The organism is Brevibacillus sp. IT-7CA2 (assembly GCF_949767855.1).
GTDB lineage: Bacteria > Bacillota > Bacilli > Brevibacillales > Brevibacillaceae > Brevibacillus.
Genome location: NZ_CATKQT010000044.1, coordinates 88,652 through 104,821, shown reverse-complemented (window position 1 = coordinate 104,821; position 16,170 = coordinate 88,652). Strand labels below are relative to the sequence as shown.

The 16,170-nt window shown below is 46.7% G+C and carries 7 protein-coding genes; all 7 read right to left on the bottom strand.

All coding sequences use genetic code 11. From position 1 onward, the window contains the following. Positions 1 to 155: 155 nt before the first annotated feature. The 7 genes from ltaE to ACM6JA_RS20105 all read right to left on the bottom strand — a co-directional run bounded on the left by ltaE (position 156) and on the right by ACM6JA_RS20105 (position 16,160). A complete protein-coding gene (ltaE, locus tag ACM6JA_RS20135; RefSeq protein ID WP_414853753.1) occupies positions 156 to 1,211 on the bottom strand; it encodes a low-specificity L-threonine aldolase in 1,056 nt (351 codons plus the stop codon). Continuing rightward, positions 1,208 to 2,464, bottom strand: a complete 1,257-nt coding sequence (locus tag ACM6JA_RS20130; RefSeq protein ID WP_414853752.1) for an ATP-grasp domain-containing protein — start codon at positions 2,462 to 2,464, stop codon at positions 1,208 to 1,210. Before ACM6JA_RS20130 ends, ltaE begins: the two co-directional genes overlap by 4 nt. Beyond that, entirely contained in the window at positions 2,439 to 3,491 is a 1,053-nt protein-coding gene (locus ACM6JA_RS20125) for a PLP-dependent cysteine synthase family protein (RefSeq protein WP_414853751.1), read from the bottom strand. The genes ACM6JA_RS20130 and ACM6JA_RS20125 overlap by 26 nt, the downstream gene beginning before the upstream one ends. Next, positions 3,481 to 5,007 (bottom strand): argininosuccinate lyase, encoded by a 1,527-nt coding sequence (locus ACM6JA_RS20120; RefSeq protein WP_414853750.1) that lies wholly within the window; start codon positions 5,005 to 5,007, stop codon positions 3,481 to 3,483. Before ACM6JA_RS20120 ends, ACM6JA_RS20125 begins: the two co-directional genes overlap by 11 nt. 52 nt (positions 5,008 to 5,059) lie before the next feature. Next, on the bottom strand, positions 5,060 to 6,331 hold the full coding sequence (locus ACM6JA_RS20115; protein WP_414853749.1) for an MFS transporter: 1,272 nt from the start codon (positions 6,329 to 6,331) through the stop codon (positions 5,060 to 5,062). A gap of 91 nt (positions 6,332 to 6,422) precedes the next feature. Next, a complete protein-coding gene (locus ACM6JA_RS20110; protein ID WP_414853748.1) occupies positions 6,423 to 7,322 on the bottom strand; it encodes a kinase in 900 nt (299 codons plus the stop codon). Positions 7,323 to 7,397: 75 nt separating this feature from the next. Continuing rightward, the gene (locus ACM6JA_RS20105; RefSeq protein WP_414853747.1) at positions 7,398 to 16,160 is read right to left on the bottom strand and encodes an amino acid adenylation domain-containing protein; all 8,763 of its coding nucleotides are present in this window, start codon (positions 16,158 to 16,160) and stop codon (positions 7,398 to 7,400) included. Positions 16,161 to 16,170 lie beyond the last annotated feature (10 nt).

Below are 16,170 nucleotides of genomic sequence, written 5' to 3'. Positions count from 1 at the left end.
TAATAGATCCCAAGGCCTGTCTTTTTAATATTAAATAATTTTCTGTTATTTGAAAATATTTTCCCTTTAAAATATTTAAAAAAATCTGATGATTTTATATTCCTTTATAAACCTTAATAATAAATCCCCCTTCTCATGAAGGGGGCATGTCTGCTCTACACAGTTTGGAACTGCAATAGTTCACGTACAATGCTTAGCGCCTTGTCGATATCCGCTGTCTCAATACCGGAATGAGTCACCGCTCGAATTCTGCCGTGACCGAGCTCAGCTACGCGCAGCCCACGCGCTTGCGCTGCTTCTACGAAGGTCTGCCACGTATGGACTGGGTGTTCAATCCGGAAGAACACAATATTGGTCTCTACATCCTCCACATGAGTCACGATTCCTGGAATCTCCGCCAGACCACGCGCCAAGCGAAGGGCGTTTGCGTGATCGACTGCCAATCGATCCGTCATCTGCTGCAAAGCAACCAGACCTGGCGCTGCAATAATCCCAGCCTGGCGCATACCGCCACCCAGCATTTTGCGAAGACGATACACTTTCTGAATAAAGTCCTCAGTTCCCACGACAAGGGAACCAATCGGGGCTGACAACCCTTTCGACAGACATATTTGCACGGAATCCGCATAACGCGCAATCTCAGCTGCATCTACGCCAAGAGCAACTGCCGCATTGAACAAACGTGCACCGTCCATATGAACAGGCACAGCCTTTTCGTTCGCAAATGCGCGAACCTCTTCCAAATAAGACAGCGGTAGGACACGTCCCCCCATCCGGTTATGCGGGTTTTCCAGGCAGATCAGGGAAGGCAATGCGAATTGTGGATCTTCTGGCTCCAACGGAAATACCCGCTCCATATCAGCGATGTCCAACCTTCCATCTGGCTGCGTCGGAATCGGTTCGTACATAATGCCGCCACACACAGCCGCGCCGCCCGCTTCATAGATATAAATGTCGGTCTCATTGCCTACAATGACTTTGGAGCCGCGAGGACAATGCGCCATTAAGGATGCCAGATTGGCCATCGTTCCACTCGGCATGAGAATGGCTGCCTCTTTGCCCAGCTTCTGGGCCGCTTCTTGCTCCAATTGGCGAACCGTAGGATCTTCCCCATACACATCGTCACCGAGTACCGCCTCTTGGATTGCTTCCATCATCTGACTTGTCGGCAAAGTGAATGTATCACTTCTCAATTCTATCAACGGTTTCATACCCCACTCTCCAATTGCTGACCTACTTGTACTTTCAAGCTGTCTTTCACCTGCTGTATCAGCTCAGTGGTCTCGCTGTAATGCTTGCCTACCACGATGACATAGCCGAGACGATGCGAGAAATTTTGCGGAGGCTGGACGCTTTGACCGATTTTTGCATGAACGGCCACTTCAGCTATCCCTGGCAGGTTGCGAACGGTATCCATTCCATGCATCCCACTAAATGTTCCCTGACTCTCAGACACGAGAAAATGAATGCCTGCATAGCGTTGCTCTTCGATGGATTGAGACAATTCTGGCGCAAGTCCAGCCGCACACCGAATCTGTTGCAAAAGCAGATCAATCCCTGTTGACCGGCGAACCAGCTCTGGAATCATTCCACCCGCAAGCCTTGCGTTGACTTCGATGACAACACAACCTGCTGATGTCCACTTCACTTCTGTATGGGCAGCACCGAACTGGTAGTTCACCGCTGTTAACGCTCTTTCCACTGTTCGCTCGATCTCCTGCTTCTCTTCTGCCGATAGCGGTGCAGGGAAAATATGTCCTGCTTCCACGAAAAATGGATATCCCGTTAACCGTTTCTGGGTAATGCCAATGACAAAGCATTGCCCTTGCCACGAGAACGTCTCCACGCTAAATTCAGGGCCCTCGACATACTGCTCGAGAAGAACTGTCCGAGCTGTTTCCTGGCCGCGCGCATTGTGCTTGATCGCAAGGATTTCCGCTGCCATATGCTCCACTTCATCCCAGCTAAAGCACAGCCGTACATTATTTGACCCACTATCGTCAGCAGGCTTTACCACGCACGGCAAAGAAATGGAAGACCGCGCTTCCATCAAGGCCTCTATAGAGCCTATTGCCACAAATTCAGGCTGAGTCACTTGATGACCCTGAAGCCTCTCGCGAAATATCGCTTTATTACGGCAGGCCTCAATCGCCTCCAGAGAATTGCCAGTCCAACCGAATTTCCGGGCCAACTTGGCTACCGATTCGAGGTAATAGTCGCTTGTCGACATGATTCCAGCTATCTCTCTGCCTTCCTTAATCACTTGTGCTACACTGTCAGTCAGCTCTGCTTGTGAATTCGTATCTGTCACGACTACGTGACATTCCAACTCATTCAAACCGTGGTAACGTTCAGGCTTCTCTGTGAAAAATACGGGCGTAAACCCCAATTCGCGCGCCTTTTTAATAGCGAGCATACCTGTCCCCGTCGTATTTGCTTCAACGAACAGAAAGTGTTTGTTCATTCGGATACATCCCCATCAATTTAGAATAGGACCAGCTTGTCACGACTGTCTTTGGTTCCACACATTGTGGCGTGTCTCGCAGGTTCGTCTGCATCAGACCCTTACTCTCTCGGTAGGAGTGGCTATAGATCGTATCGACATAACGATCCCCTCGATCCGGCAATATGGCCACGATATTGCACTCACTCCCGACTTGGCTCGCTAACCAGTTGGCTACGGCGTACACGGAACCCGAGCTGTTGCCAGCAAAAATATGCTCATTACGGGCCAATCGTAGCGTAGCCGCAAATGCCTCAGCATCGTTCAACCAATGCACTTCATCGATCATGGAAAAATCTACATTCTTGGCGATCAAACTGTTTCCCAAGCCACCTTGTAGACGCGTAGGCTGATCGGGCTGTCCGAATATCACACTCCCCGCTGCATCAACTGCCACGACGCGCAGCTCTTTATAATGACGTTTCAGTTCTCTGGCGGTCCCGGACAAGGAACCCCCACTGCCGACTGCGCCAACAAGCACGTCAATTCGTTCGAGGTCTTGCATCAACTCGGATGCCAGCGCAGCATATGCACGCGGATTTTCCGGATTATCATATTGTCGAGGCCAGAACGCTCCTGGATACTCCTTCATTAATTCTTGGAGTCGTTCCAGTCTGGCGCTTTGCCACCCTTGTTTGCCCATCTGTGAAACCACGTGAACATGGCAGCCAAGCGAGGTCAACTTGGCATAGGTAATCGGGTCAATTCTCGGATCAGTCACGATGTGTACGTCGTGCCCCAACTGGCGCCCAACCAAGGCCAAGCCGCAAGCCAACGTTCCTGACGAGCTCTCGATAATCGGCATGCCCTCCTGAAGTTCTCCTGACTGTATCGCTGCCAAGACCGATTGCTTGGCTACACGATCCTTCATACCGAACGGATTCATTAACTCGAGCTTTGCAAATACGGAACCCACTGCCTTTTCATCAAGTCTCAGCTTGACCAGAGGGGTATCCCCGATTGTATCTGCCAACTGTTCATAGCGCATCTACGCTCACATCCTTCCCTTGCTTGCCAGAAAGAAGCCTCTTCATTACCCTCTCCCGCCTTTCTTCGATCGCCTGCAATTGCTCTTGTCGATCTTGCCACTCCCGTTGTAGCTTCTCTGCATGCTCCCTCTGTGCTGTCAGCATCTGCTTTACTTCCTCGGGGTTCGTGGAGCCCGTTGATTTCTTCGCGTACAAGCCCCCCTGCACATCGAAAGAAGCAGCGAGGAGCGCAGCCGTATCCGGTACTTGAAAGCCTGCTTCCGCGCAAGCTTCATAGAGTAACCGTGGATCTCCCGGCTCCGGCAATACACCGTGTTCCAGCGCGCTAACGATGTATCGGCCTGCGATTACCTGGGCTGTGCGATACGGAATCCCATGCTCCAACGTCAGCAAATTCGCAAGAGTAAATCCTCCAAAGAAGTCCCGTTTACATATATGGAGCAAACGATCCTCATTGAATTGCAAATGATCGATAACCGCTTTTAACAGGCGCAGCAACGTTTTGGTTTGTTGAAACAGCGTCAGAAGATGAGTACCTGCCTCTTTGGACGTCTCAACCAAATTCGTGAAAGCTGTATTGCGCTGACCTAGCACCATATCCATATAAAATCCGGTTAGATGCGCACTCTTCCCCCGGATACGCTCCAGGATCGGGAAGTTTCTTTTCTGTGGCATGGCAGAAGATATTCCGGATAGCTCATCCGGCAATTGGAGAAAGTTCATTTCGCTGCTGCCCCATTGAATTAAATCCGTTGTAAATCGGGAGACCAATACTGAGAAGTTGGACAGCTCTCCTGCCATTCTCAAAACCCATTCCCGAGACGCGACCGCCGACAACGCACTCATTCGAGGCTGTCGGAACCCAAGCAGCTTGGACAACCGTTGACGGTTCCACGGCAGTTCTACCCCAGCCATAGCCCCTGCCCCAAGCGGGCACTGATTCATGTCGTCATAGATTTGTATCCATCGATTCAAGGCTTGCAAAAATTCACCGTTCATAGAGGAAAGATAGAACCCAGGGGTAATAATTTGTGCGGATTGATAGTGAGTATATCCTGGCATGGGAATCGAACGATATTGATCAGCGAGTGTATGCATCGATTGAATAAGCTGTCCCAATTCTTCTATCGTCTCCAGCCATTGCGCACGACCAAACATCACTTGGGCGCACGCTTGGACATCATTGCGGCTGCGATCCATATGCCAACACGGTACTGGTCTCGGGAGCAAACCTTCAATATAACGCTCGAGGGCAAAGGAGATATCAGACATGTTCCGTCCGGGGTCAGGAGCTATTGTTTCTGGTGTAGCGCCCTGGAGTGCCTTTGCGATATGCAAAGCGTCTTGTCGTGTAATCAAGCCCATTCTGACATATTCCAGAAGCATGGCGAATTCAATCTGAATATACCCAGGGAGCAAATGATCGACTTCATATTTGAACTGTGGTTCCAATACTTCATCATGCAAGAGGCGGCTTGGTGTCGAAGCAATTCTGCCCGTTAAATTTACACTCATGCAAAAAATACACCTCGCTTCCGACTGAGTAACGATCCAACCAGGAGTTACACTAAAGAGAGATACCCCCTGATTTCTGTTCCGCATAATCGTAGTGATGTTCTTTTTTCATTCTCAAGTGTGGATTCAGCCACATGAGAACCACAATGAGAAGTCCCGCTCCGCCAATGATTCCAAATATCGTAAATATGGAAACAAGACCTGTAGTCAGACCTACCAGGAAAACGGAGACTGGCATGGCGCACTGAACCATTACACTGATCAAGCTCGATGCTCTTCCCAAGACTTCTTTAGGCACCATCAAGGTGATCAACGTACTCATCTTGATATTGACGAATGCCGAGCCTATCCCATTCACGAATACACATATGACTTGCCAAACAAGTGGAATGCCAAACGCAAACATTCCGATTCCGATACTGAACAGACTAATGCCACAGCAAATGTAAATAATCGCATCATATCGATTCAAATAATTAATACATAGAGACCCAAGCAAAATCCCGATAAAAAAGCTGATCTCGAGCATGGCCAATTCGGTAACATTGGTAACGACCAGTGGCAGCAAAATCGCTTCTGGAGCCGTCAAAAAATTGAGGATGGTAAAATAAATCATGCAGTTTCGCAAAAAATCATGCTTCGTAATCGCATGGATTCCATCCTTCAAATCCGTCATGATCATCCTTGCTGTAAACTCACTGACAGTAGATAGGACAAGCTCCCTCTCGTTAATCCATAAAATAATCAGTGCACCTAACAAATAGGTGACGACATTCAAAATAAAAGCATATTCCATTCCAAACACGATCAACCCCGCTGCCAATGCCGGAGCCGCCAAGCTGACAATCGTTTGAATCATCTGCGATAAACTTTGGGCTTGCGTCATATGTTGTTCGGGAACCAGCGTCCGTATCGCTACCGTGAGTGCTGGCCTGAAGAAGGCACTGACCGTGGTCAGCAACACGGCAAGGATGATCAGTGCAGCAGGATGCAGCATGTTAAACAAGAACAACAGGACGATGCATAAAATGAGCGCAGCTCTCAATAAATGCGAAACGACCATGATCCTCTTTTTATTTCCTCGATCAACAAAAACGCCCGCGAACAATCCGAATATGATCAATGGAATGGTCTCCGCTGCCAATAAAATCGACATTAACAAAGGACTTTCCGTCAAAACCTTCATTAGCCAAATAAGCGCTAAGCGATACACTCCATCTCCCATATTCGAGACAAATTGCGAAAAAATTAAATAGCGATAACTTTTCAAGCTCAGCAACGCCCGAAAAGATACCTTTTCATTAACGCTTACTGGCTGTTCCATCTCGATAATCCACTCCCAATACGAACGGAATCAATTTTTGGGGAAAGATGACTTCCGAGAATGCCAGAAGCCATCTCTTGGATCTGCTCCTCTACGTGTGGTACACATGCACTTCTTTATTCAATTCACTTAACCATCTATACCCCAGTTCGAGCTTTTGATAGAAATCAGGTTCTTCTTTCAACAATAAAATACCGAGGCTGGTCCCACTGTGTGCAACAACAGTACCTAATCCTCCAATTTTCTCGTTGATCTCCATGACTTCTGGCAATAATTTTTTGGGCAGAATTTTTTGATTCAAGATCGCACTTCGGGAAGACACGGCACCTATCGTGTGGACATCTCTTTCTCTGATCGCTTTCGTGATTTTTTGCAACAACAAGCTGTACTCCATCTTTTCTTCTTGGGTATAGGGCTTTGTTCGCTTATTGAACTCAACGGTATCGATGGTTCCTCCCTCATCAATACTTACAATGCATAATGCTGGCAGTTCCCCGATGTATTCTCGTAATCTGACTTCTTTATGGTAGTAAGAAACAGAACCCTCATACATAACGCCATCCGTCGGCTCAATACTCGACAAAAACCACTCTAGTAAGGAAGGCTCAATGTTTATATGGAAACAATCCCCAACCGCTCTGGAGGCAGCCACCAAATCTGCTGATGAGCTTGCCAAGCCTTTCCCAACCGGAAGCTCAGAGTTGATCTCTAAAATTCCACCTGGAGGCAATCCATAGTGCTGAATGATTTTTTCGACCAACCTTTTTGATTTTTGCTTGGAGCGTGGCACGATGACGATCTCCTGTAGGGTTGGAATCGAATAAAAAGTAGCGTAAGATGCATTTTTGATAGGCAAAGTCACCAGAAAATCCAGATTATTTTCCTCTAGAATCCCCTGCAGAAGTTCCCCAAAAGTACCAACAGATACACCGATTCCTACGTCATTCGTATTAGGAAAACGACTAATGGAACTAGTCTTTATCATGCTCATAGTGGCCCCCCGTTTACACGAATATGATTTGGTGCTGATTCCCCTATACAGCTTGACTTCAGGGAAACACATGATTTACATGATGATCGCTTCCGCAGGACGATAGCACTTCATGAAGTAATCAAAAAATTCAATTTTGTTGAATTGACTTTTATTTGTACTAACAAAGACCCCCATTTGTTTTTCTGGCAGGAACCACATAAATGAGTTAAAGCCGATGACCTCTCCTGCCTTCGCCAAAACATTCTCATGTACGTATTCTGGGTGGAATTTTACTGTAAATCCATACCCTGTATATGTTCCTTTTGGATAAGGGACTGATTTACTGGAGAACATCTTGTCTATCGAATCCGCCTCTAAAATTGTTTCTTTGCCATCAACGCCTCCACGTAAGAGAGCCAGCATGAATGTTGCGATATCGTGCCCCGTGGAGAGCATGCTGCCGTCTGGTGAGATTGCAGGGCTGAAATCGTACTTTTGCACGGCCTGATTTTCCAGATCATAGCCTGTGGCCATTTTCGCCTCTAATTCTGGTTGTAGTAGAAAACTGCTGTTTGTCATTTCGAGAGGCGCAAAGAAATGCTCACTTGCATAGCGATCAAAGGAAACTCCCGTAACTCTTTCCACAAGATAACCCGCAAGCATAAAAGCAAAATTCTCATTCCCATATTGTTCGCCAGGTTTGTAAATCACGGTTGGCATATAGCGATGAATATACTCCCGTAACGTTAGGGAGTCACGCCCGCCAAAATTATAGCTTTGATCATTTCCCGCGTCTGGCGAGTCAAACCCTGTTGTGTAGCTGAGTAAATGTTCTACCGTTAGTGGTCCTTCAACACTTCTCGGTATTTCAATATCGAGGTATTGCTGAACATCCTCGTTCCATCCAATCAGACCTTGCTCCACGAGCTTCATAATGGCAGCGACTGTTACGAGTTTGGAAATCGAACCTACCTTGACTATCGTTTCATCTGCACTCATAGGCACTTTCTCTGATAGATTGGCGTAACCGTAAGCTTTCTTTACTTTCACTTCACCGTGTTGGACTACCACAGCAATTGCGCCAGGAATATCATTCATCGTAGAAGCGTCGAAAAATCCGTCTACCACTGCCTCGAAATCTACCCATTCTCCAGCGATTTCGTGGTCAGGACTGTTGCGCGATTTCATCATGCAGTGTTGGATAACTTCCCTTAGACTATCCTGGAGGCATGTAGTAAGTCGTTCGATGGTTTCCGTTTTATACTGTGCCTCGCTGTAAGCGACCATAAAGTGAAAGCTTCCATTCAACACCACGCACTCAATATCAATCTTGCATTCTCGGGTCTGCTCCAGACTCATTGATTCTCCGCCTGAGAATGCGGACAATTGAATGTCGTCATCCTTTTCTTTTCGATCCATATCAAATTGTCCCAAATAATTAAAACTGACCTCAGGCTGTACATTCATGGTGGTGTTTGGCGATATTGCAGACAAATATTTCAATACACCGTAGTGAATCCCTTTATGCGGTATTCGTCGTACATCTTTTTTGATTTTAGGAAGGATAGCTGACGGATTCACTTCGTTCCCGACGTCTACCATTACTGGATATTCACTCGTGAACCATCCCACTGTGCGGTTAATGTTCAGATCTGGTAGAATCGATTCCCTGCCATGCCCTTCCATATTCAAGGTGATATGATCGATATTTGCCCATTTTTTGAAGGCCATTCCAATAGCAGCCAACAAAAGCTCATCGATTTCCGTCTGATAGGCACGATTGGCTTGTTTTAGCAATTCCTCGGTTTGCTGCTGATCCATCGTGACCGTTTTCGTCCTGGTTGTTTTCCGAAGCGGTTTTTGCTCATCGTAATCCGTTGGCAACGTTTGGGTGTCCCTCTCCTCGATTCGATTCCAATATTCACGCTCTTGTTCGAGTCTTTCGCTATTGGCATACTCGTTCAATTGTTGCGCCCATAATTGGAAGGAATCACTTTTTAAAGGCAAACGAATCTCTTCGTTACGGAGGAGCTGCCCATAAGCTGTTTTGAAATCATCGATTAAAATGCGCCATGATACCCCGTCAACGACTAAATGGTGAACAGCAATAAGCAAGTGATCGCCATCCGAGCATTGGAATAACCCTAGCCTCATTAATGGGCCATCAAAAATGTTTAGCCTCGATTGAATTTCACTGCATTTCAAGTCCATCGCTTGTTCGATCTCAGACCCATTCTTGTTTTGATAGTCCCAAATCTCCAGACGATACATGTCGCTAGTGTTGACGCCTCGATTATAGGCTTCATAGCCGATATTGGTCTCGCGAAAAATCATTCGCAGCGCATCATGGTGCTGTACGAGCTTATCTATTACTTTGCGAACTATCCCCTCGTCAAACCGCTCTTTGCGGTACAACACAAAAGATTGGTTATAGTGATGGAGATGCTGACTGTGTTCCTGAATCAACCAATGCTGAATCGGGGTCAGCGGTACAACGCCCTCAATATCCTTCTGGTCAATTTTCCTATTCATAGGTTTCAGTTTTGTACTCAGTTCTGCGATCGTTGGATATTTGAAAAGATCCCGAATTTCCATCTTGTATCCCAAAGCCGCTAATTGCGAGGATACTTGAATGGATTTGATAGAGTCGCCACCAAGTTCAAAGAAATGATCCAAAGTCCCAATCTTTTTTTCATGCAAAACATCTTGCCACACAGTCACCAATATCTTCTCGGTGTCCGTTTTGGGCTCCACATATTCCATTTCACTCTGCAAGACGATGTTGATATCCACTAGCGCTTTTCGATCAATCTTTCCATTCGGTGTTACTGGTATTTCATCGAGCTGAACAAAATGGGATGGAACCATAAATGCTGGTAACGATTTTCGCAACGACTCTCTCAATACATTCGATTCCACAGCTTTTGCAGCTACATAGAATGCAACCAGCCTTTTTTGACCGGATTCATCCGCTCTTGCGATAACGACCGCGTCGCGAATATCGCCCATTTTTCGTAATTCCGCTTCGATTTCTTCCAATTCGATACGATTTCCACGTATTTTCACCTGATTATCCAATCGCCTTAAAAATTCAATATCTCCGCTGGGGAGCCATCGAGCCATATCCCCTGTCTTATACATGTTTTCATCGATACAAAACGGATTGGGAACGAATTTTTCATTCGTCAAATCTGGCCGCTTGAAATATCCTTTTCCTACTCCTAGGCCCCCAATATACAGTTCTCCTGGGACACCCACAGGCTGCACATGAAGATTGGCGTCCAGAATATACATCTTCACCCCTGGCAAAGGTTTTCCAATCGGCAAAAATTTGTAATCTTGCTGTTTATCTCTTTCATAATAGGAGGAATCAACGGTAGCCTCCGTCACTCCATAGCTGTTTAAGATTCTCATTGAGCTTCCGTAGCGATCCACAAGCTTGTGAAAGGCATGTAACGGGCATTGATCCGAGCCAAGAATCAATATTTTCATGAAGTCTATGTTGAGCCCATTTTCATAGAGATAGTCCATGAAAGGAAGCACCAGGACGGGAGTCGATTCAAACAGATTAATTTCATACTTTTCCATCAGGTGGTAAAGACGCTCCAAATCCACTCTCGCATCTTTTGGACAAATAACCAGTTTCCCACCGTTTAACAGACATCTCATATAATCCCCAGTAAACACATCAAAAGAAAAACTTGCCCATTGCAAACTCCTGACGGGGAATTCATCCAGCTTGTATTCTTGTTTCCATGCCTGCGCAAGCGAATGAAGCTGTCGGTGTTCAATCATGACTCCCTTTGGCGTTCCCGTAGTGCCTGATGTATAAATCACATAAGCAAGTTGATCAAACTGAACAGGTAACCCCAGATTCGTGTTCTCCTGATGATAGGACTCAACGTCATCAAGCATGATCATTTTTTTGTCAGACTTCACTTTATTGCGTACCGAATGATGCAGCAACAAAACTTCTGCTCCCGAATGTTCCAGCATGTACCGTATGCGCTCTTCTGGATAATCAGGGTCAATAGGGACGTAGGCTCCACCCGCTTTCACAATCGCCAATACGCCAACTATCATCTCTATGGACCGTTCCGCGATGATCCCCACCAATTGATTCGCACGGACGCCCTCAGCTACCAATGTCCGCGCCAGCTGATTCACCCGTTTATTTAGTTCTGAATAAGACAGTTCTTGCTCTTCAAAAGCGAGAGCAATTCGATCCGGGTTTCTCTCCGTTTGCTCCTCGAATAATTCGATGATCGTTTTATGCTCATCCCCATTGGTAAAAGAAACTTCCTTATAGGCAGAGATCATTGCCTGTTTTTCTTCCACTGACAATAATTCGATATGCTTGAAATGAATATCTGATTGGTTGGCTACCTGTTCGATGATGTTGCCCAAGTATCGGAGCATCCGTTGAACCGTTTCTGGCTTAAATAAATCCGTGCGATATTCGACAGTCAAACCCGCTCCATTTTCTAGATCCATGCATACGAGCGATAAATCGAAATTCGTCATGGAATTATAGGATTCAACAGCTGTCATTTCCAAACCATTTATTTTATTTTCTTCTTCCGTTTTTTCAATATATTGGAACATAAAAGAAAAAATAGGATTGCGGCTTACATCTCTTTCCGGGTTAATTTTTTCGACCAATTTATCGAATGGATACTCATGATGCATGTAAGACTCCAGGGCTTGCTGGCGCCAATCGTGCAACGCCTCGATGAAGGTATGCTCCTGATTGACTTCCAGTCTCAACGGGAGTGTGTTAATAAAAAATCCAATGACCTGTTCAATATCCATGTGATTCCGGCCAGCCTCCGGAGTTCCGATGATGATATCCTGTTGATTGGTCAGCTTGGACAGCCAAATGCCTATCGTTGATAAAATCACCATAAACATGGATGCATCATGCTGCTGAGCAATTTCTTGCATCCGGCTAAACGTTTTTTCCGGAATCCGATAAGATTCCATTGCCGAAAAATACGTTTGTACAGGCTGGCGCTGAAAATCTGTCGGCAAGTCCAATACGGGAATCTCTTTTTCGAATGTCTTCAGCCAATACGCTTCTGATTCCCCCAGCTCTCCATGATGAATCGAATGATTTTGCCAGACTGCGTAATCCTTATACTGGATGTTCAATTCCGGCAATGCTGGCTCTATCCCTTGATGCAAGGATTCGTAGATGGTGCCCAAATCCTTCATCAATATCCCCCATGACCATTGATCACTGATCATGTGATGCATGTTCATTAGCAACACATATTTTTCTTCCGCAGCCTTGCATAACTTCACACGAAACAATGTATCCCTGTCAAAATCAAAGCTGGTTTCCGTCTCTTTTTGGATTACCAGATCAATCGCTTCTTGCTTCGACGCTTCTGACTCCTTGGAAAGATCGACAAATGCATAGGTGAAGTCATTGCTCGGCAGCACCTGTTGAACGGGGCGTCCGTCTCTTAACAAAAATTTTGTTCGCAACACTTCATGTCTTTTCACCAGCAACCCGAATGCCTGATGCAGAATACGCTCCTTCAACGGTCCCGTGATATGGTAGATCGTCGGCATATTATAAGCGGTGTTCTCAGGCTCTAGCTGCTGAATGAAAAACAGTCTCCTCTGCGCATGTGACACCGGGTAATACGCTTGCTCTTCTGCCTTTGGAATCGTTGATCGATCATGTTGTGTATGGAACTCTCCTGTGGACAGCGCTTCCTCGGTATGAAACAGGGAGGATAACGCTCGAATGGTTCGATGCTCGAATAAGTCCTTGATGGTAACTTCTATGCCCAGCTCTCTTTTCATGCGCAAGCGAACCTGAATGGTTTTCATGGAGTGCCCGCCAAGCTGGAAAAAGTCATCGTCGATCCCGATGTCCTCTATGTTTAGCACGGTACGCCAGATAGCTGCCAAGCTTCGTTCCAAATCATTGCGCGGAGCGACGAATGCTTCTAGCTTCTTTTGAACCACATCTGTCTCTGGCAATGCTTTTTTGTCTACTTTTCCGTTGCGATTCAGTGGCATTGCATCCAGAATGACGATTCGCTCCGGAATCATATACTCCGGCAAGATCGTTCTGAGATAGGCTTGCAGCTCAGGTTCACTCTGCTGTTCATGCATGACCACATAGCAAACCATTCGGTTCTGTCCATTTTCATCTTCTCGTGCAATCGCTACACACTGTCTCACCAGCGTGTGACGTAAAAGGGCGTTTTCTATCTCGCCGAGCTCTATACGATGTCCGCGTACTTTTACCTGAAAATCAGCACGCGTAACAAATAGGAGTCTCCCATTTGGCAAATAACGTCCCAAATCTCCTGTTTTATACAACCGTACTGTTCTACCCTGCAAAAATGGATTTTCTGAAAAGGCTAGCTCTGTGCGTTCAGCATCATGGAGATACCCGCGCCCTACTCCAGTGCCAGAAATGTAGATTTCTCCGACACAACCAACCGGAACGGGACGCATCCATTTGTCCAGCACATAGTGCTTCATATTGGCGATCGAGCTTCCCAAGGCCACATAAGGATAATCATCATGCGCATACGAACGATCAATGATTTCATGCATCGTATCATCTGAGCACTCCGTAGCTCCATACGTGTTCACTACGATCACATCGGGATACAGGTCTTGCCACTTTTTGCACAGGGTAACTGGCAATCCCTCTCCGGTAGAAATCATGTATTGCAATTGAGGCAAAGCATGCTGTTCCGGTGGAAGAGTCAGTGCAGCATTGTGCAAAGCTTCAATCATCGCCGGCACCATCTGAATCACTGTGACACCATCTCGATTCAAGGCTTGGAGCAATGCATCCGGATCAGTAGCCGTCTCGTTGTCGTAAATCACAAGCTTCCCCCCTGCCATCAAGGGAGCCAGGAATTGCCACACCGATATATCAAAGCAATGGGAAGCATTCTGGACTACAATGCTGTCTTCATTCAGTCCAAGGACATCCATTTTGGCGTAAAGATGATTCAGCATGCCACTATGCTCGATCATTGCCCCTTTTGGCATACCAGTGGAGCCTGAGGTAAAAAAGACGTTTGCCAAATCATCATGTGCTTGGATGATCTCTGGATTCGATGTATCCAACGCTTGCAAAGAAGAAATGTCCGGGCTTGACCCGTCCCCCTTGTTCAGGCAAAACACGACCGGCTTGTGTTCCAATCTGTCTGCCAAGGTCATGCTGCGCGCTTGGAAACGCGCCTCGGTCAGTAAGACCTTCGCCTTGCTGTTATCAAGAATCGTCAGGAGACGTTGATCGGGATGGGCCGTATCAAGCGGAACATAGGCCCCTCCTGCTTTTAGCACAGCCAGAATGCCAATCAGCATGTCGATGCTTCTCTCTGCAAATAGGCAAGCAAGATCATTTCGGCCAAATCCTTGTCTTCGCAACCAATGCGCCAATCGGTTCGAATCCTCATTCAATTCCCGGTAGGTGATGGATTGCTTCCGATAGATAGCAGCAATAGCGTCAGGATTGCGCTTGACCTGCTCTTCTATGATTTGCTGGGCAAATTGCTCCATGCTGCGATTCGACTTCGCAAAATTCCCCATCACCTTCGTCATGATCTCTTGTTCTTCATCCGTCACGATGTTCAGTTCACTGATGTTCCTGTCTGCCTCTGAGCAAATCTGCTCGAGCATATGAATGTAATGGGACTGGAGACGTTCCAGATCGCTCTTGGAGGACGCATTCTCATGGAATATTTGAATCTTCATGAGCTGCCCAACCGTTACGACTATCTCCACTGTATGGAGGCCGCCGCGATAAAGCATGGCAGATTCCTGATGATCTTCTGCACCATTCCGTATCGTCAGTGTCGTTCCAAATATAGGATCAGCTTCTCGGACACCTGCATAGTTACGGACCATATCTAGTGTGGCCATTTCATGTTGCTGCAGTTGTTCCCAGCTTTCCTGAACTTCCTTTACGACATCACCCACTTTTTGATTCGCATGCACTGTCAGGAAGACAGGTAAGCTGTGAGCCAATGGCCCAATAATGGTATTCGCCTCTTTCCATGTTTCGGGTCTGCCAGAGACGGTAACACCTAGAACCAGTTTGTCCTCGCCACTGTACATATTCTCCAGCAAGAACCAAGCAGCCTGAAGGATTGCCTCTATGGATACACGTTGCTCGAATGCCATCCTTTTGATGGACGTGGTTAACACTTCGGTAAGAACAGCGTTGCAACTGAGCGGATGACTTGCTTCCTTCTGTGCCCCCTGTACCGGATAAAACACAGTCTCGCTTTCATAGCCTTGGAATTGATCTGTCCAAAAGCTTTTGACTCTGGAGCCATCTTGGCTTGACTCCCAAGCAACGTACTCTTTGAATGAGGCCCTCTGGTCAACAGATGGTTGCGTACCCCGTACCCGTTTCAGCCATTCCGCTACAAGAAGCTCGCGACTGGCATCGTCCATACATAATGCATGATGGGTCCAGATGAGGACGGATTGATTAGCGTCCATCTGCAAAATCGATACCCGGATTAATGGCCCCTCCTCATACGCAATGGACTCCTGATGGGATGTAAGCGTAGAGAGATACACTTGCTCTTGCTGTTCAGGAGATAATTCCCGTACATCGTGCCAGTCGATGGGAATGGGTAGCTCCTTCAATACGACTTGTACATGTTTATTTTTGAGCTGGCGGAAAACCGTTCGCATCACTGGCGTCTGGCTGACCAATTCCTTCCACGTTTCTTGAACGCGTTCCAGTTCGAGACGGTGCTCGATGAGATAGCGCATGGTTGTCATCTTGTCAGGACGTAATAATTGCTTTTGCACCATGGAAAGCTCTATGACTTCCAGTACGTTCTCTTTTGTTAAATGCTTCAAGCCAGTGCAC